The following is a 23,108-nucleotide window of genomic DNA, read 5'->3' as shown; positions in this document are numbered from 1 at the left end:
TCAAAATAAAAAGTATCGCTGTGCCATTGGTACGACATCAACTGGATCACATGTAAGTAACTCTCCGTTTACTCTCACTTCATATGTTTGTGGATCCACGGTAATTTCTGGTGTCTCTGAATTCAATTTCATATCCTTTTTCGTCAAATTACGAATACCATGAACTGGTAAGATCACTTTTTCTAAACCAAGCTTTTCTTTAATGCCTGCATCATATGCTGCTTGCGACACGAAGGTAATCGAATGTTTATACAAAGCTTTCCCAGTAGTCGCATACATCGGACGATAATTATACGGCTGCGGAGTAGGGATGGATGCATTGGGATCTCCCATAAGACTAGTGACAGCCATTCCATTTTTCAAAACCATATCTGGCTTCACGCCGAAAAATCTCGGACTCCAAATGACTAGGTCGGCATACTTACCTTCTTCAATTGATCCGATATATTCACCAATACCATGAGCAATTGCTGGATTAATTGTATATTTAGCTACATACCTTTTCACGCGGGTATTATCACCAACCCCATTGTCTCCAGCCATTTTTCCTCTTTGTTTCTTCATCTTATCAGCGACCTGCCATGTTCGAATTGCCACTTCTCCAACCCTACCCATTGCTTGCGCATCCGAACTCGTAATACTAAAAATACCCATATCTTGAAGAATATCTTCTGCCGCGATCGTTTCAGCACGAATTCTTGAATCGGCAAAGGCAACATCCTCTGGAATATCTGGATTCAAATGGTGACATACCATTAACATATCTAAATGTTCATCGATTGTATTAACTGTAAATGGGAGCGTCGGATTAGTGGAAGCAGGAAGAACGTTCATATAACTCGCGACTTTGATAATGTCAGGAGCATGACCGCCTCCTGCACCTTCTGTGTGAAAGGAATGGATGACTCTATCTTTGAATGCGGCTACTGTATTTTCGACAAAACCACCTTCATTTAATGTATCTCCGTGTAAAGCAACTTGTACATCATATTTATCAGCAACTTTTAATGAGTTATCAATGGAGGAGAATGTTGCTCCCCAGTCTTCATGCACTTTTAAACCAATAACCCCAGCTTCAACCTGTTCAGCTAGTGGCGCTTCTGTTGCCGCATGGCCTTTTCCAAGTAAGCCAACGTTAATCGGTAACCCTTCCACCGCTTCAAGCATGCGATGAATATTTGCAGGACCTGGTGTAACCGTTGTTGCTTTTGATCCTTCTGCTGGGCCCGTCCCACCACCAATTAAAGTGGTTGTACCTGCTGTCAACGCTGTTTCGACTTGGTCAGGATTAATAAAGTGGACATGGGTATCAATGGCGCCGGCTGTCACAATCTTTCCTTCTCCAGCAATTACCTCTGTTGCCGCTCCAATAACAATATCGATATTGTCTTGAATCAACGGGTTTCCAGCCTTACCAATCTTAAAAATTTTCCCATCTCTAATAGCCAGATCTGCTTTATAAATCCCTGTATAATCTAAAATGATAATATTTGTAATAACTAAATCTGGAATATCATCTCCACGAACAGCTAACGGATGTTGCCCCATACCCTCGCGAATAACTTTCCCACCACCAAATACTACTTCTTCTCCATAGAGAGTGCGGTCTTCTTCAATCTCAATGAATAGGTCTGTATCTGCAAGCCGAACCGCGTCACCAGTTGTCGGACCGTACATATCTGTGTATTGTTTTCTCGACATGCGAAAACTCATGAATTTTTCCTCCTATCTACTGATCCTTCTGTCTTCTCATTTAGCCCATATACCTTGCGTTCTCCGCCTAAAACTACGAGTTCCACTTCCTTTGGATCACCAGGTTCAAACCGAAAAGCAGCTCCAGCTGGAACATTTAAACGAAATCCAAACGCCTCATCCCTGTCAAACTGTAACGATTCATTTACTTCAAAAAAATGAAAATGAGAACCTACTTGAATTGGACGGTCCCCTACGTTTACAACTGTTATTTTTTTTGTTTCTTTCCCTTCATTGCAAATGATGTCTTCATCAAGCAATATATACTCTCCTGGTTTCACAGGCGACTTCCTCCTATCTAATTGGATTGTGTACAGTTACAAGCTTTACTCCATCAGGAAATGTAGCTTCCACTTGAATATCATCAATCATCTCTGGAACGCCTTCCATTACATCTTCTGAAGATAGGATCGTTGCCCCATATTGCATTAACTCTGCAACAGATTTCCCATCTCTTGCACCTTCTAAAAGCTCATATGTAATTAAAGCTACGGATTCCGGATGATTAAGCTTTAGTCCTCTTTCCTTACGGCGCCTTGCTAAATCAGCCGCGACCACAATCATCAACTTTTCCTGTTCACGTGGTAATAAATGCATCTCTTTTTCCTCCTATCCTTTATGACAGTGTTGCAATGTTCTTTCAATTCAGGTAAGAACTAAAGCGAAAGTGTCAGTAGTAACTAGCTATATAAAGTGAAGCTTTGTTATTTAATTTAAAAAGATATTAGAAGTCCAATAATTAGTTTTCCCATCTTTTCATTAAACAAACATTATTATCTTATTTGTAACAATCTATTTTTGCGGTGGATTAAAATAGATACTACTGTTAAAATAATTACTTCACCTTATATCTATTTTTAATAGTAAAAGCTTATTAAGTCAAGGTTTACGCATCTCGCTTCCTTATTAAGTAAATTACTAATGTCCTTATAAGGATGGAATAAATTAACCAATAACTTCTATTGCTAAAAAATATATCAATTCCGTACACTTATCATCTAAGGAGATGTTTCATTTGCAATATAAATTAGATAAGTTCTTTAACAGCAACCACTATTTATCATTGATTCCAGCTTCTTTAAAAGGAGTTTCGCAAGTTATATTACTTGAAAATGCTGTGTCAGGACTTATCATTTTGATCGGCCTTGCTATCGCTTCTCCAACACTTGCATTAATAGCTTTTATATCATCGGCCATTGGTACATTAGTTGGTGATTTGGGAGGGGCAGATAAGAAACAAGTACAAATAGGATTATTTGGCTTTAACTCTGTATTAACCGGAATAGCAATTATGATGTTTATGGAAGGGGGCATACGCTGGATTATCGCAATGGCCGGAGCGGCAGTATCAGCATTATTAACGGCTGCTTTCATGCATGCTGCAAAAAAATTCGCATATCCGGTATTAACATTCCCTTTTATTATCATGACATGGTTTTTATTGCTTTCAGCTTATCGGTTTACTACCTTTAAATTAAGTTCCGATTTGGTACCACAATCATTGTCTCAGTGGGAGTTGGATGCCTCAGGAAGTCCTCAATTAATTAGAGGTTTAATTAAAGGCGTAGCAGAAGTTTTTTTAATTGATGTATTTTGGTCAGGGGTTTTCATATTAATTGCTGTATTTTGGGCTGGCTGGAAATACGGAGTCTATACTTTGTTTGCAACAGCTGTTTCCTGGCTCGTTGCCTATTTCCTTGGAGCAGATGTCAAGTTATTGAATCTGGGTCTGTACAGCTATAATGCTGTCCTTTCTATGATTGCAGTCGGCTCTGTGTATAACGTTCGCCAACGTATCTTCCCATTTGCCGGGACAATTGCGGCAATGGCAAGCGTACTTGTTACTGCTAGCGTTGACACATGGCTATTACCTTTTGGCCTTCCGCCGCTAACCTTACCATTCGTTTTATGTACTTGGTTATTTATTGGCTCTCGGAAAGTGCTACGTAATTTATAATAAAATATATTCACTTAAGTTAAATGAGAAATCTTCAATCTTCACAGTAAGTTGTCTTTTTGCTCTGCATTTATGAGACTAAGTGAAATGGTTCCCGTGCTACCTGACCGTTGTTGACTTAGTATGACGATTATGAAAAACTTACTGGCTGACATGCGCGAAATACTCGTGAAGAAAAGTTTAATGCTTGATAGAAAAAGGTCGCTGACTCTATCAGCGACCTTCCATTTTAATGAATATATTCAATTATTATTCTTTGAACTTCAGCTTCTACTTCTTCAATTGGCATTTCATGATTTTCTTGTTCCGGCTGTGGATGAAACCAATTTACATCACCATTTCTGTAATGGCCTTCATAGCTTCTGCCATCCAAACTAATCTCAAAATGAGTCAAACCATGAGGCAAGTTTTCAAAGACTTCCTTTTTCACTTCAAATTCTTCAATCATGATGGCACCAGCCTCCTACTATTCCCTTTATATTTAGATTTCCCACATCTGCACCTTTTAAACCATTTATATTATTTTATCCTACATCTGCTGAAAATTGACTCCGATATAGATCTGCATAGAATCCATTTTGAGCAATGAGCTCATCATGAGAACCTTTTTCGATAATATCTCCTTCATTCATTACTAGGATTATGTCAGCATCTCGAATCGTAGAAAGTCTATGGGCGATTACGAAACTTGTTCGTCCAGCCATTAACAGATTCATTGCGCTCTGAATATTCATCTCTGTTCTCGTATCTACGCTGCTCGTAGCTTCATCCAAAATTAAAATTTTCGGATCAGCTAAAATCGCTCTTGCAATTGTAATCAATTGTCTTTGGCCCTGAGAGATATTAGCGGCATCCTCACCTAGAATCGTATCGTATCCAGCAGGTAATGTCCGTATAAAATCATCTGCAAAAGCACTTCTAGCCGCTTCTATTATTTCTTCCTCACTCACTTCCGCACGCCCGTATGCAATATTATCACGAATCGTGCCATTGAATAACCATGTATCTTGAAGAACCATCGCAAACAGCGAGCGCACTTGTTCACGTGACAAATCACTTAAACTTTTCCCATCAATCATGATTTTCCCACTATCTAGCTCATAAAACTTCATCAATAAATTAATAATCGTTGTTTTTCCTGCACCAGTTGGCCCAACAATCGCAATGGTCTGTCCATGCTGCACATCAAGACTCAAATCTTTAATAATAGGTTGATTCTGTTCATATCCAAAGCGAACATGGTCAAAAGTAATATGACCTGATATTTGCTTAAGATCAACTGAAGCAGGTGTTTCCTTCCGCTCTTCCTCTTCATCCAATAAAGAAAATACACGCTCAGCAGACGCAAGTGCGGTCTGAATCATATTGGCAATTCCCGCAGCTTGAGCCATCGGCTGTGTTAATTGTTGTGAATACTGAATAAATGCCTGCACATCACCAATTCTGATACTACCATTTAATACGAGAAGCCCTCCGCCAATACTGACAAACACATAACCTAAATTACCAACAAATGTCATTAAAGGCATCATGATTCCTGAAATAAATTGTGCTTTCCATCCTGAATGATAAAGTTTTTCATTCATTTCATCGAACTTTTCAATGGCCGCTTCTTCATGCCCAAATGCTTTCACTACTTGATGACCAGAATACATTTCTTCAATATGCCCGTTAATCTGACCAAGTTCTTTTTGTTGATTCACAAAATGCTTTTGTGAATAGGAAGCAATAAAACGGATTACAAATGCACTTAACGGAATGGTAACCAATACAACCAGTGTTAGCAACGGACTAATAATCAACATCATAATGATCGTACCTATGATAGAAATCACCGATGTAATGATTTGAGATAATGCCTGTTGCAGTGAGTTATTAATATTATCAATATCATTAATAACACGACTTAACACATCACCATGTGGATTTTGGTCATAATAGCGCAGTGGAAGTCGGGTTAATTTATCGTTTACGTCTTTACGAAGTTCAGCAGTTGTTTTTTGCGATACCCCAGCCATAATATACTGTTGCAAATAAGCAAAGAGTGCAGATAAAATATACAAACCAAGCAATAGCATTAATAGCTTGCTTAAAAAACTAAAATCTATGTTTAATCCCTTTGTTATACTAGTAAAAATAGACGTCGTGGCATCTCCCAATAATTTGGGGCTAATCACATTGAATAAGGTGGAAAATATAGCTGCAATTGCAACAAATATTAATTGATACTTACGCGGTTTCAAATATCCGAGCAATCTCCAAAGTGTTTTTTTAAATTCCTTTGGTTTTTCTCCATGCATACCAATATGTTTGTTTTTGCTCATGCTCCCTCCTCCTCTGTTCGCTGTGATGAAACAATTTCCTGATAAATAACATTATCATCCAGCAACTCATTATGAGTACCGATCCCAACAATCTCTCCCTCATTTAAAACGATAATTTGATCAGCATCAATAACAGTACTTACACGTTGGGCAACGAGAATGATTGTCGCATGATTCGTTTCTTTTTTTAAGGTAGCTCTTAGTTTCGCGTCTGTTTTATAATCAAGCGCCGAAAAACTATCATCGAAAATGTAAATTTCCGGCTTTCTAACTAAAGCTCGAGCAATGGAAAGCCGCTGCTTTTGTCCACCTGATAAATTGGCACCAGCCTGCTCAATATTCGCATCCATTCCATCTTCTTTTTCCATGACGAAGTCGATCGCTTGCGCCGTCTCTAAAGCACCAATCATCTCAGCCTCATCAGCAGCTCTATTTCCAAAACGAAGATTTTCTGCAATTGTACCACTGAATAAAGCCGCTTTTTGAGGGACATACCCAATTTTTTCTCTTAGCGCTTTTTGTGTCATTGTTTTTACATCCACGCCATCAACTAGTACCGTTCCCTTTTCCACATCGTAAAACCTTGGAATAAGCTTTACAAGTGTCGATTTCCCGGAGCCTGTACTACCAATAATTGCAGTCGTTTCTCCCGGTCTTGCTTGAAAAGAAACATGATGCAATACTGGTTTTTCCGCACCTGCATATCGGAAAGTGACATCCTTAAATTCCACATGTCCATATGATGACACTACCTCTGATGGATTTTCAGGATCATTAATCACTCGCTCCATCCTTAAGACTTCATTGATTCTTTTAACGGATGCCTGCGCACGCGGAATCATAATCAAGCCCATGGAGAGCATGATCAAAGAAAACAAGATCATCATTGCATATTGTAGAAACGCCATTAAATTTCCTACTTGCATTAACCCTTGATCAATCCGGACCGCTCCAAACCAAACGATTGCGATATTTGTAAAATTCATGACGATCATCATTACAGGAAAAAGCAGAGCCATAATTTTATTTACTTGAATACCTGTATCACGGAAGTCTTCATTCGCTGTATTAAATCGTTTTTTTTCATAACCAACCCGATTAAATGCCCGGACAACTCGAATCCCTATCAAATTTTCTCGCACAAGTAAATTCAGTCGATCAGTTTTTTTCTGCAATGCGCCAAAGAGCGGAATTGCTTTTCTAGAAATAATAAATATCAATATGGCCAAAACAGGCAATGCTCCCAAGAAAATAAGTGATAAGCCTGGGTCTCTCGAAATAGCTAGAATAATACCACCAATTAGCATCAATGGCGCCCTCGTCATCATTCTAAGCATCATATGTAGAACATCTTGAACTTGTTTCACATCATTCGTTGTTCGAGTAATCAATGAGGCTGTGCCAATTTTATCAAAGGCTTGCAAAGAGTAGTTTTCAACATGAACAAATAAGCTTCGCCGCATATCTTTACTGAAGCCTAAAGCCACCTTCGATGCAAAAAATGAGACTGCAACCGTCAGTATGACCGCTGCTATTGCACAAACAATCATCCAACCACCCGTTTTCAATATATAAGGCATATCCCCATTCACAATTCCGATATCCACAACATTGGCCATCAATGTTGGTAACAGCAGCTCAAGCAAAATACCTCCAAGTGTTAAAATAGCAACCATGAATATCTGGAAAGAATACGGCTTAATATGCTTCATCATTTTAGCAACACATCCTTACTTTTTACGTAGTTCTATTGTAACCATCTACCACCAGAAAACAAATGATATCCATCATGTTATTTCGTAATTAACGAGTGGGAAGTAACAGAGTTTCATATCTTTCAGAACTTAAATCACATGATAGCTTCTAAATAGATTCTCTTAATAGCAATTGAAAAGTATTATTATGAATATTACTTTTTCGACTTGTTGTATATAAACACCTGCCTATTTGCAGTAATATCATTCATATAAATTAATTCCTCCTTTGATACAAAATATAATTTAGTATCAAAGGAGCTATAATAATACATAAATATAACGTTGGGAGTGTTGAAAATGAAACAAACAACCCCTTATTTCACATTTGATGGCAATGCAAGAGAAGCACTGGAGTATTACAAGGATATATTTAACGGTGAAATTTTGGAGCTCAAAACGTATGGCGAAGCGAATTATCCAACCCCACCCGAAGCTAATGAGAAGATAATACATGGGAAATTTCAAAAAGACGAATTCTACTTAATGGTTTCTGACGCTTTTCCAAGCCATTCCGTTTCAATTGGCAACAATATTTCTTTTGTCCTTGAATTTGAAAGGGAAGAGGAATTGCAAACGATATATGATCGCTTATATGTAAATAGTACAGTTGTACAAGAATTACAGGATACATTTTGGGGTGCAAAATATGCGAAAGTCAAAGATCCATTTGGCATAGTTTGGGATTTAAGCTATACAAATAACTAATTTAATATTTGATGCTATACACATGCCCCATCTTAACTACGTTGGAACAAGTAGCCACCAACTTTTAATATTAATATTCGACTGTTTCTTATTGAATTAAAGCTGATGCTTGCTATAGTAAAACAAAAAAGTCTCTTCAACTAAGAAGAGACTTACTGATTAATGTGTTATTTCAAGCATGTCAGCAGCTTGCATTTCACTTATATCTTTAATTAAACTGAGTTCACTAATCAAGATTTTCTTTGCGTTAGTGAACATTTGTTTTTCACTTGCATTAAGCGGTTTTTCTTTCATTCGAAACAATAAATCCCGAACAACTTCGGCACCATCTTGCATTTCGCCTGTTTTCATTTTATCCGAATTTTGTTTAAATCTTTCTTTCCATGGAAGCTGACAATCAGGTTCTGCATTGTGAAAGTCAAACAAAATTTCTTTTACTGTATTCCGATCAACCACTTGTCGTATCCCCGTCTTTCTCATATTCTTCATGGGGATCATTACGTCCATATTGCTCGAGGGTATAGTGAAAACACAATATTGTTGCATTTCACCTAGGATCTCTCTTTCTTCGATGGCTTCAATTACACCTGCACCGTGCATTGGATAAAAAACTTTATCGCCAATATGAAACAAGTTATCCACTCCTATGATTTGCTATATATTTATTATAGCACATAGTCATCCCTTTATCAAATTTATAATTTTATCACGTTCACATATCAGTGTCAACACTTTTTTATTCTGTTTTTCTTTTACTTTTCCACCCTAAAAAGCCTACCCACTCGGATAGGCTTTTTGTTAGTTAATCATCGCTATAATCAATCTCTTTTTTTATTATTTTTCCAGTATTTGCATCGACTTTTATCTCAACTTCTTTATCGTCTACCTTCACTTCAATTTCATATTCATGGTCATCAGAATCGAATTCTACATCTATGATCTTCCCTGGAGTATCCTTTAGAGCGATTGAAATAGCTTCTTCATTAGAGATATTCACATTTTTACTAATTCGCTGATGGTTATCATCATCGTCAAAATCATCTTCTCCATCTCTATCAATTTTTAATATTTCACCTGTCACAGCATCTATATCTACGTCTACATCGCTGTTATTGCCTGACAATTCTAACTCTACTTCATAAATAAGTCGACCATTTTCCTTATCTAATTCCACACTATCTAATACACCGCCTACCTCGCCAATCGCAATTTCCGTTGCTTTTTCTATTGATATTACGGAAGAGTTTTCTTTACTATTTGCATTCATTGTTGAAGTTGAAGGTGCAGTCGAAGGCGAAGTTGAATTGGAAATAGCCCCTGCTCCAACCGCGCCTCCCAAAATAACAAATCCTACTACACCAGCAATTAATAAGTTTCTTTTCATTTGTAATGTCCTCCTCTTTTTGATCTACTTACATCATAACTGGTGAATATGAGGACAATCAGATAACAAGATGAGAATTTGATGAGAAAAAAACTGTGGTTCACTTTCCCCAGTTAACAGAAAAGACCTACAACCTATTAAGTTGCAGATCTTACATACATGAAATGCCTACTAATCCCAAGCAATATTAATTACCTCTCCAGTAATTGCGTTTATCTGTATTTCTGCTTCTCGATCATCATTTTGTTCTATTTCTATAAAATAGTAATACACTCCATCCTCTTCCTCAAAATCTATATCATCTACTTCTCCACTTACTGTATCGAGAGCAATTTCAACAGCTTCAGCTTCTGTTATTCTCGTTGCTACTTTCTTTTTCACTTGAAGTTTTTCTTCCTTCGTGCTAACTACTTCTCCAGTCTCTGCGTTAAGGGTCATCATAGTCTTTGTTTCATTACCTTCTAAAACAGCATCATAAAAAACTTGTTCTTTCTCCTCTCTTAATTGAAGGCTTTTTATTTTTCCTTTTTGTTGTTTCTCTATAATTTTTTCCATTTCATCTCTCGTCATTTTTTTCTTTTCTTCTTCCACCATAATTCTAATAATTTCGAGCACCTCACCGCTTGAGCGGTCTATTCGCACATCATATGTTCCGGTTTCCAATCGAAAAATCACTTTGTATACATCGTTCACAAGTGTTGTTTCCATAATTTCACCGCTGTACCTATCTGTCACCAATTTTTTTGCTTCAGATTCAGATATTGGTTTGGCCGATGCAGATAGATCCCACACTTGCCAGACAATGATGGTCAGTAATATAATTCCAACTATACCGAAAGCAACACGACGTTGATTTACTTTTCTCATCTATCTCACCCCAAAAAGATTTATTAATATGATCATACTAAATAAAGATGAGAATTTAATGAGTTTTATCGATTTTAAGGGATATTCTTGCTGTCGTACCTCCCCCTTCCACACTTTCCAAAGTGAGATCAGCTTGAATAGCCTTTGCCATTTCTTTTGCAAGGGATAACCCAAGACCAAATCCTCCCGTTTTTCTCGTTCTCGCTTTATCAACTCGATAAAAGCGATCAAATACTTTCGATAATTCTTCGTTTGGAATACCAACCCCTTCATCTTTAACTTCGATCAATCCTTTATCCGCCTCTCTCCGTACGATAACAATAATCGGTGCCTCGCTATATTTATGCGCATTTTCCATTAGTATATAAAATATTTGTTTTAACTTTTGTTCATCCACTTTAACAACAACATCTTGCTCCACTTTCATTTCAATACGCCGATTGAAAGCAGCTTTAAAAGATCGTATTGACTCTTCCCCAAGTGTAGCTAAATGAACAAATTTCATCTCTACATTCCACTGATCTTCCTGCCTTGCAAGTAAAAGTAATTGTTGAGTCAATTCTTTCATTCGAATCGCTTCAGAATGAATCGCTTCGACAGACTCTTGGAATAATTCCGGTTGTTGTAAGCCTCTTCGTTTCAAAAGGCTTGCATATGATTCAATGACAGTAAGTGGTGTTTTTAATTCATGTGAAGCATTAGACACAAACTGTTCTTGTTTCTCATAGTTCCGTTTTAGCTGAGCGATCATTTCATTAAAGGTTTCCCCCATTTGGTAGAGCTCATCTTTCGATTGCTTTGGTAAAGCGATTTGTTTGTATTTACCACTTTTTCGAATTTCAAACATCGTTTGAATCATCGATGAAATAGGTTTTGTAATAAAATTACTTAACAGTCGAGAAGAAAAAAGGACTGGAATGGAAGCTAGTAATGTAACGGCAATCAATACAATTTTTAATGTCCGTAAAATTTGCGTAGTTGCTTCAAGACCTTCTGTCATTTGTAAGTTCGCAATCTCTCCCTTGCTCGTAATAATCGGTATGGAGACAAATGTGTAGGGCTTTCCTTCATATTCAATTATTTTTCTTTTTTCGTACTCATAAAAAACTGTTGGGCTCCCCTTCAATTGACGCTGATTTGGATCAATGCTGCCAGCCCCAGCACTTCCATCGGCTTTTATAATTTGCAACATGCCATTAACGACTGGCATATAGGCCCTTAATACATCGGCAATGTCTATCGTAGCATCATCCTTTTGATTGATACCTTCCGCTGTCTTTGCCGCTTCAGCAGTTGTTCTTTCTAACTCACTATTTAAGATCATCCGACTAAACGTGAGATAGATCGCTCCATTTACCAAAATCAATAAGATAATAAACATGACAATCGTGTATAAATTTATTCTACTTCGAAGCTTCATTTCGCATCCTTCAGCACATAGCCGACGCCTCTGACAGTGTGAATAAGTGGTGAGGCGTATGGTTTATCGATTTTATTTCGTAAATAACGAATATAGACATCGACGACATTTGTGTCTCCGAAATAATCATATCCCCAAACTCCATCCAATAATTGTTCTCTGTTTAAAACATGGCGGGCATTGTTCATTAAATGTGCAAGCAACTCAAACTCTCTTGGGGTAAGCTCAATCAAATCATTTCCCCTGTATACTTCACGAGTGGCCTTACTCAATTTTAAGTCTGAAAATTGGAGCCAATCCTGTTCGGAACGATCGGTATTGTTTTGCCGAGGTAAACGCAACGCTGCTCTTATCCTTGCTAATAATTCCTCGATTTGAAATGGCTTTGTGATATAATCGTTTGCTCCAAGATCTAATCCAGATACCTTATCCTCCACAGAATCCTTAGCAGTTAGTAAAATAATTGGGACACCTGTCTCACTTGATCGGATACGCCGCAATACTTCAATGCCACTTAATCCTGGAAGCATAACATCCAATAAGATTAAATCCCATTCCTGTTCTCTAAACATGGAAAGCCCATCTAGTCCGTCCAAAGCCTTACCCGTTTCATACCCTTCATAGGTAAGTTCAAGTTCCAATAACCTCGCAATCTTCTCCTCATCTTCCACAATTAAAATTCGTTGCTTATCCATTTTCATCCCTCATTTAAGTATGTATGTACTGACATTTTAGCATGTAATAGATAGAAAAGCGCAAGCGCCCGTTTAGTGACGTACAAGCTGCGCCCACAGGGTGTGGGTGCGTCGACGTTGCCACACGATGTGGCGGTTTTAGTCGACGAACCTTAATATGACTCATCGTAGGAAGAAATCTGACGTTTGCTAGTCACTGAGGCTGGAGTTAGACATTACAGAATAGCATAAGCTTCTGTAACACTTATTGTATGGATTTAAATGTTGGAAATACATAGCAAAAAAGCCTTTGATTTTTTCTCAAAGACTTTTTAATGTTTTTCCGCTTTTTTTCAAATAAATGCTTAAAAAGATAAATGCGATCACTGTCTCTGTTAGAATTCCGATGGATTGTGCTAAAGACCCAATTAAACCGCCCCCATTTGGCAAGAAAAAGATCAATGTAAATAAGGCGATAAATGTCATTAAAACGTTACCTGCTTGGGAATACGATAGCACTTTCGTCTGGCCTTTTAGCATAAGTACGCCATTGATAAAATCAAGCCATGGGAAACAAATAGCAAAAACAATAAAAAATTTTAATGCTAAAATGCTTTGATCTAACAATTCACCTGACACTCCCATAATATTCTCAAATCCCCATATACCAATAGGAGAATAAGCGATAGCAATTAATAAAACGCTCGGAACAAGACTGAAAATGAAGGCAAATCGGGTTACTGCCTTCGCATCTTTTTCATAAAAGTTAATAACGACCTGATGTGTATATGATGAAACACTCACCAATAGATTCAATATGGAAAATGCAATCGCATAAGACGCAATCGCAATTTCCGCCTTGCCGCTTGATCCTAAAACTGCATTCGTAGCTGGAGAAATACTTACAGCAATTAGCGATGCAATGAGGAGCGGGAGATAGAATTTCATTACTTGTGAGCGATGGACGATTGGATGGTCCACCTTTTTATCGGGCATTTTCTTTACCAATTGATGACCTTCTACAACACTCACTAACGCTTCAATCACCATTCCTACTAAAAAAATATACGCTCCAATATACCCATGGTTTACTAAATTAAACTTTAATAAAATATATGCTAGTAATGCCATCACAATTAAACGAACAACCATACCAATGGTAAGCCACTTCGTTCGTAGATTCGAGATAATAACGCCATGGTATAAACAACGAATGCCTGAAAAGATGGTTACAAACATTAACACTCGGTAAACAGCAAGTGTCGGTTCAAGCATATGTGCCTTTACACCAAGCACCTCAGCAAAAAACAGATTTCCAAGTGGTGAATAGCCTATAATGAGGCTCAATCCTAATATAGCCGCCAATAAACTGACAGCTAGCCTCGATACTAATCTAAATGAATGTTTGTCTCGGACAAGTGTTGCGCAAGTTTGTCTCAAAATGACTGCACATCGTTCAAAAATAGCAAATAAGCTCATTGCCACTGAATAGCTAGCAATCACAACGACAGGGTCTGACGATCGTGCCAATGTACTATTTATAATGACGTGTGAGATTGTTACTAAGCTTGCAGAAATACCTAAAGGAATGAAAAATTTAATTAATGTACGAAAGGAAACTGCTTTCCTTGCCTCTTGTTGCATAGTCATAGCTTATTCACTTCTCTTACATTATATTTGCAACTTTTTCTCGCATACATTAATCTTCTACAACGCTAACAAAAATCCTTCGTATCTAGAAGGATTTTTTATTAAATGATATAAAACAACATTTATCCCATTATACAATGGGTAAGCTATTCCGAAGTGCATACCAAAAGACCTCTATTAGAGGTCTTTGTAATGGTTTAACTTGCAACTATAACTGTAGTCTTGCTTTTGAATAGGAATAAAAACCACCAAACTAACAAAAACGAATACCCTACAATTGTGAAAATAGACCAAATAGCACCTTGTTGTAATTGACTTATTAAATGTTCAAATTCATTCATCTCTTCTGGTCTTCCAATACTATTTATCAGACTAATTACAGGTACTGTTACACAGAAAACAATGGCTACAATGGACAAGCTTTTCATTTTCTTTTTTACAATACTAAATACAGCAATTCCTAATGTTGCAATTAATAACAAGTAATAGATTGCCCAAAACCAATTAGGTAGAGTTTCCCAATACATTTTTTATCCCCTTTGATATTTTGCATATGTTATATAATACAAAATGTAACAAAAAATCTATCGTTTGGAAAACAATTTAATCAATTGAAACAAAAACTAACTTTCCTGATACTCAGGATCATTGTTAAATATATTATTCATATTTATCTTTGTTTATCAATCGGAACTACAGCATCTTTGAGTTCTTCCTCTAATTCATTTCTATAAGCATCTGTTTGATCTACAGTCCATTGTAATTTCCCAGCCATAAAGTGGATAACCGCATCTTTCCATTCACGGACCCAATCAATAGAAAAAAACATTGCTCCTGTACGTCGAATAAAAAAGTCTACTGGTTTAACGGTCATTTCCTGTTCAAGTGCATACATCGTTTGCGCATAGACAACCCGAGGTAAACCAACGTCATTTATATGATTGAATTGCTTACCATATTGAAAAAGTTGATCAATATTAGATCCATATAAATGGACTAAGTATTTGCCTTCTTCTTCAGTAAAACCATATGATGTCGCTTCTTCTTCTTTTCTAGCTGTATAGGAGACAAAGCCTTTGGATCCGTTCACTTCTCCCCCGGAAATCGGATATGTTTTTGTTTGGCATGCCTTGAATGATCCTGTACCATCCTCTGTTAATTTGTCACTAACAAGATTCACCACTGATTCTGCCATTTGTCGATAACCCGTTAATTTTCCGCCAGCAATCGTAATTAAACCACTCTCTGATTCCCAAATCTCATCCTTCCTAGAGATCTCAGATGGGTCTTTTCCTTGCTCATAAATAAGGGGTCGAACGCCCGCCCAACTAGATTCAATATCATCTTCTGTGACATGTACATCCGGAAACATGTCATTCATTGCCTCTAATATATATGTGCGATCTGCAGCAAGCATTTTGGGATTTGCTGTATCTTTGTCATAAAAAGTATCCGTTGTCCCAACATATGTTTTTCCATCCCTGGGGATTGCAAATAACATTCTACCATCTGGCGCATCGAAATAAATGGCTTGATGTAATGGAAATACGGATTGATCTATTACAATGTGTACACCTTTAGTTAACCGAAGCTGTTTATTATTTCTTGAGTAATCCAAATCACGGACATCATCAACCCAAGGGCCCGCAGCATTAACAATTTTTTTCGCATGTAGCTGGTACATCTTATTAGAGATCATATCCTTTACATGTATACCTTCTACTGTTTTTTGATCATACATAAATCTCTCTGCTTTGACATAATTAATCGCCTCGGCCCCATTCGCAACCGCAGCTTTCATTACTTCAATTGTTAATCGTGCATCATCTGTTCTATACTCGACATAATATCCGCCACCTTTTAATCCTTCCTTTTTAATAAGTGGTTCTTTTTGCAAGGTTTCTTCTACAGACAACATCTTTCTTCGCTCTGATTTTTTGACTCCTGCAAGAAAATCATACACTCGCAAACCTATTGAAGTGCTAAACGAACCGAAAGTTCCACCTTTATGAATAGGTAAAAGCATCCACTCTGGTTTTGTCACATGCGGCCCGTTTTCATACACAATTGCTCGCTCTTTTCCCACCTCAGCCACAACGCCAATTTGAAATTGCTTTAAATATCGTAAACCACCATGGACCAGTTTTGTAGAACGACTGGATGTCCCAGCTGCAAAATCTTGCATTTCAACAAGACCAACTTTCATTCCACGTAAAGTTGCATCCAAGGCGATTCCTGCACCTGTAATGCCTCCCCCAATTACTAGTAAGTCATACTTAGATTTTGTCATATTTTCCAATTGTTCTTTTCTATTTAAACCCGAAAATGAGCTCATTTTAATCCTCCTATCCAGCATTTATAAAAAAAGAGAGACCAAACTAGCACCATGACGTTAATCATAATGTAGTTTGGTCTCTCTATGTCTCTAACCAGTTATTAACTTATTTTAAGCATAACATTCATGATCTAAAAAGGAAAGTTTCCCGCTCGCATTTTTTCCATTATCATACACTTATAATATGTTAAGCTGTTCTTGGGGTGAATTTTGTGAAAAGTAAACCAATCTATGTAGAAGTCCCAATTAAGACTGATATCGATACACTATGGAACGCTACGCAAAATCCTGATTTACATGAACAATGGGATTTACGCTTTTCCTCCATTACATATATACCAAAGCTAGAAAATGAAGTGCAGGAATTTTTGTATAAAACAAAAATTGGCTTTGGGTTGGAAATTGCCGGTTGGGGGAAAAGTGTCGGCTCTTATCATGCGGAAAATGGCTCCAGAGTTTCCTCCTTGCATTTCGGAACGGACCAAAAGATATCCATTATCCACGAAGGACGTGGCTATTGGAAGTATGAACCAAATAATAAATCTATTCATTTTTTAACTGAATACAATTATGATGTGAATTTTGGCCGTATTGGGTCATTCTTTGATCACATCATATTTCGTCCCCTTATCGGCTGGGCAACAGCGTTAAGTTTTGACGTATTAAAAAGATGGTTAGAAAAAGGCGAATCACCTAGATCTCAGTACATACGCTTTTTTAGCAGTTGGTTAATCACGATCCTATTTTTCTTCATCTGGTTATATCATGGACTCATTCCAAAAATAATATTTACACATCCAGATGAAATATATATGTTGCAAAACTTTATTTCTTTAAATATGCATCAGGCTCATATGATTACAATTTTAATTGGGATTGTCGAAATATTATTTGGATTAACATTATTGATTTATCGCCATAAAAGAAAACTATTTACGCTTCAGATGTTTGCTTTTCCATTCTTGGCAACATCAGCTCTCATTGCTAACACGGATTACCTAGCTCATCCATTTACACCACTAACTTTTAATCTTGCATTATTTGTATTATCTATACTTGGTTTTATATTTAATAAAGATATTCCTTCAGCTAAAAGCTGTAAGCGAAAAAGGTAAGGAGTAAATCATGTCCATTTATCGAAAAGTAATGGGAGAGGACTTTTTAAGACTCCATCCAATGTTACAAAAGCGTTATGAATTGCAATTTTTCCACGCAAATGGGATCATGCAAAAAATTCAAAGCGGACCTAGATTTCTCTTTCCTCTTATTTTGATCGGGGTAAGGAGAAAATTACTGTTTCCAGAGTACGGTCAAAATATCCCATTTGAAATTACGAATACAGCTCGAATTGGGCCTAACGGGGATGCTCAGGTACACTGGGAACGAATTTTTTATTTTGCTAAAAAGAAAAGATATTTCAATGCACTCATGAGTTTAGATGCTAAGCGACTTATCATTAAAGACTATCTTGGCGAACCAAGCTTAGTATATTCGGATCTAGTATTAGAGGCTACTCCAGATGGGCATCTAAGGATCGAATCTAAGAACCAGCGCCTTGTTCTAGGTAGAGTGGAAATTCCTTTACCAACATTTCTCCAAGGTCTCGCTTCTGTGACCGAAAAATATATAGATGACAAGGGTGTATTTCAAATTGACGTTATCGTGAAAAATCCGCTAGTTGGGACTATTTTTGCTTATGAAGGAGAATTTATCGCTAATGACATTTCGTAAATTTACCTTCATTCATCTAATATTATTTTTAATGGTTGCTATTTTTAATGTAGCGCCTTGGCCTTTCCTCATGCTCACTGTTGCACAATTATTATATATACCTATTGTGCTTAATTTCGTGATGAGAAAGGGGGATTGGCTCAGGAAATATTACTTTTGGATTGCTATTCCTGCTTATTTAGCCATTGTTGTTTTACACGTTTCTAATGAAACTCAAATAGATAGATTACTCGCGGCGGTCTATTTCATTTTTACAATTATCATTGCATGCTATGGGGTAAGCCGTTTTCTACAACGTGGGTTTTCACATGTTGAAGAGTTCGCCATCGATATGGGGCTCATTTATTTAGCACTGGGTGGTGCCTGGTTTTTTGCCTACGAAGCTCACATTGATACAGGTTTTCCTCCTTTGATTACCTGGTTGACGGCTATCCATTTTCACTATTCAGCATTTTTATTGCCGGTATTTGTTGGCTTTTTAGGCAGATTGCAAAAAAACGTTTTATATAAAGTTATATGTACGATCATTTTATTATCACCAATGATTGTTGCACTAGGAATTACTTTTTCAAGATGGTTAGAACTGCTTTCTGTTATTCTCTATATTATTGGACTTTACGGATTAATTGTACTATCTTTCCAAGCACAATTTACTAGCCCTATTCAAACGTGGCTTGTTCGAATCTCTTTTGCAGCATTAGGAATAACCATCGGATTTTCATTTTTGTATGCTCTAGGAAGTGGATGGGGACTGTTTATCGTTACTATTGATTTTATGCTCTTATTTCATGGGACATTAAATTGCATTTTGTTCGCTTTATGCGGTATTTTCGGTTGGTCACTTGCCATTCCGAAATCTACTCACCGGAAATTTGATTTTCCAGTAAGTAAAATAAGAGCTGGATTGGTCGTTGGCGACAACATTTTGGAAAATCTTGTTGACGCGCAAACTAATTATTATAGTTTAGTTGATGACATGTCAGTGTACGAGCCTGGAATAAGTGTGGAAAAGGTATCTCCTACGATCATTGATTTTTATGAAAGTACGGCGAATTATCGGCTTTTTGCAGAAATAAAATGGGCCAAATGGTTTAAACCATTTGCATTCATCTATCGCCAGATAAGTCGTTATGTTAAACAAATTAATCTACCACTTTCAAATAGTGTATCGGAAATGACAGGTGATATTTTTGCCATTAAAGATCGATTAGATGGAAGAGTGCGCCCGCGAGCATGGGTAAGAAAAGTGGATGGGCAGGTAACATTTGTTGCCCTGTACTCAGAACATAAAACAGCAGAGCGAACGTATATGAATATTGCCTTGCCTCTACCTTGGACAGCGATGATTGGAATTTTAGAATTAAATCAGGTTGGCAAAGGCATTCAACTTACAAGCAATAAACAGAGTGGGCCAGAATCTGAAGCAGGCATCTATTTAGCCTGGAAAAACATTTTGATAAAACTCCCCCTAAAAGAAGTATTTCATGTAGAAGAGTTAGAAAATAACGTTTTACGGGCAGAGCATCAAATGTGGATTTTCTCCATCCCATTTTTGACGATTAATTATAAGATTTACCATCAGAAGCTTATTAAATGAAGATTGTCCTTTTTGACGGTCTTTTCAGCATGGTTTATTTTTTCACACCCATTTTCAGGGTCACTTCCCCATGTATTTAATAATAATTGCTTTACTCGATCTATATACAACTTTCTCATAAATGCCATCTATTCTTTATAAAAAGCGTATAAGTAACGATCAAATATTTACTAGCCATTGATAGCGATTTACTGACGGTTACCCGAAAATTACTGGCTATTAATGCATTCATAAGAGCCTTGGCTGAAAACTTTCTAGCTGTGTTATCACTTTTACTGGCCATAAGCATTTCTATAGGCATATTAATATTTCTTCAGAAAAACAAAAGGGATATATATACTTTTCAAGAATATGTTATGTATGGCAAGTCATATTAAGGTGAGAGGAGTGATCAAATGCGGTCTTTTAAGCTAGATATGAATGTGAATGAAGCTGAAAAGCTATTAAGTGATTTATATATTGATTCTGTTTCGAACGTTACTGCCATTGAAATGGGGGAGCTTAGTAGAGTTTTTAGTTTTACACTAAATAATAAAGACTTTGTTGTGCATTTTAAAAATAATAGGGAAAGTTTTGATAAAGCTACTTTCATATATGAAGCCTACTCATCTGCTTTATTACCAATCCCTAAGGTAATAAAGATCGGAAATGTAGATAATATGTATTATGCAATAAGTGAAAAAGCGAGCGGCAAGCCAATTAGTTTATTAGAAGACGATCCTAATATTGATAATATATTAAATAATTTGGCAGGTCATTTTACATATATGAGTCAAATTTCTATGGAGTCAAACAGAGTTTTTGGAATGATCTCTTCTTATAATAACCTTGAGCAAAATAGTTGGAAAGAAACATTGTCTAATTTTTTTGATGAGAATCAAGACGGTTTTCATCAAAACTGGACTCGCTTATATTCCGAGAGTTTCTTAGAAAAGTCTTTATTTGAAGAAGGATTTGAAGTTATGATCGAGTTAGCAAACTTTTCACCCGCCACCCCCCATTTGGTTCACGGTGACTTTCACTTAGGCAATATGCTTTCTGATGGGCAACAAGTTACAGGAATTGTTGATTGGGAGATGGCTATGTTTGGTGATTTTATGTTTGACCTAGCAGGATTACATTTCTGGTCCCCACAACTCGAATTCCCTCAGCGGGTACGTAATTTATGGGCGAAAACTGGTAAAGACATTCCATACTTTGAAGAAAGATTACGTTGTCATCTTTTATTTAAAGGAATAGATGGACTTCGTTTTTTCGCAAAAAAAGATGATCAGCCTAGTTATAACTATATGAGAGAGCGAGTAATTACTTTATTAAAATAATAGGATTAAAAATTGGCAGTGAAAGACTCTCCTTACATTTGAGTCTTTCACTGCCAGTATGTCTATACATATGAATCAAGCTTATTTTCTATCTTCGTATTCCATTTTAGTACCATCTTTAAACTTGACCTCTACTTCAAGCTTTATATAATCTGCTGGTAAATCAAAAGCTTTCATAACTTCTGCAATAACATCTTCTTTTGGTGTAGATTGATCTATCTTTAGCTTTTTAACGTTTGGATAGATTTTATTAAATGCTTCTTCACCTTCAATATTTACGCCATTTAGATCATCTTCTAATTCCGCTTCAATAAGATTATTATCTAGCTCTATTTCTGCATCATAATCTTTATTATTATTATAATCGACATCTATTCCAAATTTCGTGTATTCAAGATCATCCATTTTTTGCTTCATGTCATCTTGGGCAGTCGCATCTGTCGTTGTGCCATTATTCGTATTCTCATTATTGGTTTGACCTGTGGTATTATCATCCTTTTCAGGCTCTGGATTTGTCACTGCTCCATTATCTTGGTTTGCGTTATCATCATCATTATTTTGCCCACATGCTACTAGAGCTAGTGTAAGCATCAACATTCCTAAAAGTAAGAGCATCCGTTTCATTATATATACCTCCTAAATTTGAACATATATATATAATAATCCCCAAACTTAATGCAATTAAACAAATTTTAATTATCTGTTTCTTTCCGAATAACTCTTTCTGTCTATCTGCTAATACATTGTTTTTGTGTCTTTAGGTAGCAACCTAACATGCTTCAAATGAGCTGTTACCCTTTTATCATCCCCATACGGATAGTCGTAATCAAAATGATCCGCAATATTTACAGCAATTTTTCTAAATAAATCACACATTGCAAAAAGTGAATCCCAGATATTATCGTATTCAGCGTTAGGATATGTCTTCAGGAATTCTTTCCATATATAGTCATCAAGATATTCCTCAAAATATTTACCACTTTTACCTGCGCTAACGGTGAAATGGTTCTGTACACCAATATACCATTCTAGCATTTTAATGAGCATGTTTCTGACTGGTATTTCAAGCGCTTCTTTTGCATACGTTATCTCCTTTCGCCAAAGTCCTTTTGCTACATATGTACTAACCCACCAAAATTCATTACAGCAATCCGTAAATTGCTTCGCGGTAGGTGGCATTATATGATAATCTGTATCATTAGCAGGTGGAAATGGTTCTATTACTTTATCTTTATCGAGCAGAAGAATACTTAAACTATCTCGACTAATCAAGTTATCCGCTACTTTAACAGGGACTAAGGTGAGGTCTATTCGATTGCCATCTGTGAATTGCATCAAGTAAGCGAAGTGACCATCATTAGCTGCAGGTGGTAGTTTCATCTCCTCTGGCATTTGCATAATCATTATTTCACCAAATCGTTTCACCCAAGTATGATTGGATGTAAATGACTGCAAATCATTGACTATATACACAATATCATAATCTTGGAAACAGTCTTTCTTTGCATTTGGATTAGTACGAGAGCCATTCATGATGACAGCACGAATTCGTTCATCTTCCCTGGCTGTATACATGATTAGATCCATCATCTCTTTTTTCGTTCTCATGCTTTTCCCCCCTGTATTTCCATGC

General features: G+C 36.7%; 22 protein-coding genes. 6 read left to right on the top strand and 16 right to left on the bottom strand.

All coding sequences use genetic code 11. From position 1 onward, the window contains the following. From ureC to BLE01S_RS11795, 3 genes are read right to left on the bottom strand one after another with little or no spacing between them, the layout of a single operon-like run. Window positions 1-1,713 carry an urease subunit alpha gene (gene ureC, locus BLE01S_RS11805; protein ID WP_066141981.1) on the bottom strand — a complete coding sequence of 571 codons (1,713 nt, stop codon included), beginning with the start codon at window positions 1,711-1,713 and terminating at the stop codon, window positions 1-3. After that, window positions 1,710-2,033 carry an urease subunit beta gene (locus tag BLE01S_RS11800; protein ID WP_066141978.1) on the bottom strand — a complete coding sequence of 108 codons (324 nt, stop codon included), beginning with the start codon at window positions 2,031-2,033 and terminating at the stop codon, window positions 1,710-1,712. The genes ureC and BLE01S_RS11800 overlap by 4 nt, the downstream gene beginning before the upstream one ends. A gap of 13 nt (window positions 2,034-2,046) precedes the next feature. Beyond that, the gene (locus BLE01S_RS11795) at window positions 2,047-2,349 is read right to left on the bottom strand and encodes an urease subunit gamma (protein ID WP_066141975.1); all 303 of its coding nucleotides are present in this window, start codon (window positions 2,347-2,349) and stop codon (window positions 2,047-2,049) included. A gap of 409 nt (window positions 2,350-2,758) precedes the next feature. Here BLE01S_RS11795 and BLE01S_RS11790 point away from each other — a divergent pair, with 409 nt between their 5' ends. After that, window positions 2,759-3,709 (top strand): urea transporter, encoded by a 951-nt coding sequence (locus tag BLE01S_RS11790; protein WP_082788711.1) that lies wholly within the window; start codon window positions 2,759-2,761, stop codon window positions 3,707-3,709. Between the two features lie 229 nt (window positions 3,710-3,938). On the opposite strand, the gene BLE01S_RS11785 is transcribed toward BLE01S_RS11790, so the two are convergent. The 3 genes from BLE01S_RS11785 to BLE01S_RS11775 form a co-directional block, all read right to left on the bottom strand. Beyond that, on the bottom strand, window positions 3,939-4,157 hold the full coding sequence (locus BLE01S_RS11785; protein ID WP_066141970.1) for a hypothetical protein: 219 nt from the start codon (window positions 4,155-4,157) through the stop codon (window positions 3,939-3,941). A gap of 76 nt (window positions 4,158-4,233) precedes the next feature. Continuing rightward, window positions 4,234-6,033: an ABC transporter ATP-binding protein gene (locus BLE01S_RS11780; RefSeq protein ID WP_066141968.1), complete on the bottom strand. Its 1,800-nt coding sequence runs from the start codon at window positions 6,031-6,033 to the stop codon at window positions 4,234-4,236. Next, window positions 6,030-7,748: an ABC transporter ATP-binding protein gene (locus tag BLE01S_RS11775; protein ID WP_066141965.1), complete on the bottom strand. Its 1,719-nt coding sequence runs from the start codon at window positions 7,746-7,748 to the stop codon at window positions 6,030-6,032. Before BLE01S_RS11775 ends, BLE01S_RS11780 begins: the two co-directional genes overlap by 4 nt. A 339-nt stretch (window positions 7,749-8,087) precedes the next feature. On the opposite strand from BLE01S_RS11775, the gene BLE01S_RS11770 reads away from it, so the two are divergent. Continuing rightward, window positions 8,088-8,495: a VOC family protein gene (locus BLE01S_RS11770; protein WP_066141961.1), complete on the top strand. Its 408-nt coding sequence runs from the start codon at window positions 8,088-8,090 to the stop codon at window positions 8,493-8,495. 159 nt (window positions 8,496-8,654) lie between these two features. Here BLE01S_RS11770 and BLE01S_RS11765 read toward each other — a convergent pair whose 3' ends face one another. From BLE01S_RS11765 to BLE01S_RS11730, 8 genes are all read right to left on the bottom strand, one after another. Next, complete coding sequence (locus BLE01S_RS11765; protein WP_066141959.1) at window positions 8,655-9,128, bottom strand: CarD family transcriptional regulator; 474 nt, start codon at window positions 9,126-9,128, stop codon at window positions 8,655-8,657. A 169-nt stretch (window positions 9,129-9,297) separates the two neighbouring features. Beyond that, complete coding sequence (locus BLE01S_RS11760; RefSeq protein ID WP_066141956.1) at window positions 9,298-9,879, bottom strand: PepSY domain-containing protein; 582 nt, start codon at window positions 9,877-9,879, stop codon at window positions 9,298-9,300. Window positions 9,880-10,050: 171 nt separating this feature from the next. After that, entirely contained in the window at window positions 10,051-10,746 is a 696-nt protein-coding gene (locus BLE01S_RS11755; protein ID WP_066141953.1) for a PepSY domain-containing protein, read from the bottom strand. Between the two features lie 55 nt (window positions 10,747-10,801). Further along, window positions 10,802-12,166 carry a sensor histidine kinase gene (locus tag BLE01S_RS11750; protein ID WP_066141950.1) on the bottom strand — a complete coding sequence of 455 codons (1,365 nt, stop codon included), beginning with the start codon at window positions 12,164-12,166 and terminating at the stop codon, window positions 10,802-10,804. Beyond that, window positions 12,163-12,861: a response regulator transcription factor gene (locus tag BLE01S_RS11745; RefSeq protein ID WP_066141947.1), complete on the bottom strand. Its 699-nt coding sequence runs from the start codon at window positions 12,859-12,861 to the stop codon at window positions 12,163-12,165. The genes BLE01S_RS11750 and BLE01S_RS11745 overlap by 4 nt, the downstream gene beginning before the upstream one ends. Window positions 12,862-13,161: 300 nt before the next feature. Further along, window positions 13,162-14,490, bottom strand: a complete 1,329-nt coding sequence (locus BLE01S_RS11740) for a multi antimicrobial extrusion protein MatE (RefSeq protein WP_066141943.1) — start codon at window positions 14,488-14,490, stop codon at window positions 13,162-13,164. 197 nt (window positions 14,491-14,687) lie between these two features. Continuing rightward, on the bottom strand, window positions 14,688-15,017 hold the full coding sequence (locus BLE01S_RS11735; protein ID WP_066141940.1) for a hypothetical protein: 330 nt from the start codon (window positions 15,015-15,017) through the stop codon (window positions 14,688-14,690). Between the two features lie 143 nt (window positions 15,018-15,160). Then, window positions 15,161-16,825: a glycerol-3-phosphate dehydrogenase/oxidase gene (locus tag BLE01S_RS11730; protein WP_066141936.1), complete on the bottom strand. Its 1,665-nt coding sequence runs from the start codon at window positions 16,823-16,825 to the stop codon at window positions 15,161-15,163. Window positions 16,826-17,037: 212 nt separating this feature from the next. Here BLE01S_RS11730 and BLE01S_RS11725 point away from each other — a divergent pair, with 212 nt between their 5' ends. The 4 genes from BLE01S_RS11725 to BLE01S_RS11705 all read left to right on the top strand — a co-directional run bounded on the left by BLE01S_RS11725 (window position 17,038) and on the right by BLE01S_RS11705 (window position 21,475). Then, entirely contained in the window at window positions 17,038-17,940 is a 903-nt protein-coding gene (locus BLE01S_RS11725) for a DoxX-like family protein (RefSeq protein ID WP_066141933.1), read from the top strand. Window positions 17,941-17,950: 10 nt separating this feature from the next. Continuing rightward, window positions 17,951-18,556, top strand: coding sequence for a DUF4166 domain-containing protein (locus BLE01S_RS11720; RefSeq protein ID WP_066141931.1), 606 nt, complete (start codon window positions 17,951-17,953; stop codon window positions 18,554-18,556). After that, window positions 18,543-20,153, top strand: a complete 1,611-nt coding sequence (locus BLE01S_RS11715) for a YndJ family protein (RefSeq protein WP_066141928.1) — start codon at window positions 18,543-18,545, stop codon at window positions 20,151-20,153. The genes BLE01S_RS11720 and BLE01S_RS11715 overlap by 14 nt, the downstream gene beginning before the upstream one ends. Window positions 20,154-20,548: 395 nt before the next feature. After that, the gene (locus BLE01S_RS11705; protein ID WP_066141922.1) at window positions 20,549-21,475 is read left to right on the top strand and encodes an aminoglycoside phosphotransferase family protein; all 927 of its coding nucleotides are present in this window, start codon (window positions 20,549-20,551) and stop codon (window positions 21,473-21,475) included. A gap of 81 nt (window positions 21,476-21,556) precedes the next feature. Here BLE01S_RS11705 and BLE01S_RS11700 read toward each other — a convergent pair whose 3' ends face one another. Both BLE01S_RS11700 and BLE01S_RS11695 read right to left on the bottom strand, forming a co-directional pair. After that, the gene (locus tag BLE01S_RS11700) at window positions 21,557-22,099 is read right to left on the bottom strand and encodes a YusW family protein (RefSeq protein WP_066141919.1); all 543 of its coding nucleotides are present in this window, start codon (window positions 22,097-22,099) and stop codon (window positions 21,557-21,559) included. A gap of 111 nt (window positions 22,100-22,210) precedes the next feature. Further along, complete coding sequence (locus tag BLE01S_RS11695; protein WP_066141917.1) at window positions 22,211-23,083, bottom strand: aminoglycoside 6-adenylyltransferase; 873 nt, start codon at window positions 23,081-23,083, stop codon at window positions 22,211-22,213. Between the last annotated feature and the right edge of the window lie 25 nt (window positions 23,084-23,108).

Origin of the sequence: Lederbergia lenta NBRC 16444, from assembly GCF_001591545.1 — a bacterium.
Lineage (GTDB): Bacteria > Bacillota > Bacilli > Bacillales > Bacillaceae_C > Lederbergia > Lederbergia lenta.
Note: the sequence above shows the minus strand (reverse complement) of the source record. Positions and strands in the feature narration are given on the sequence as shown.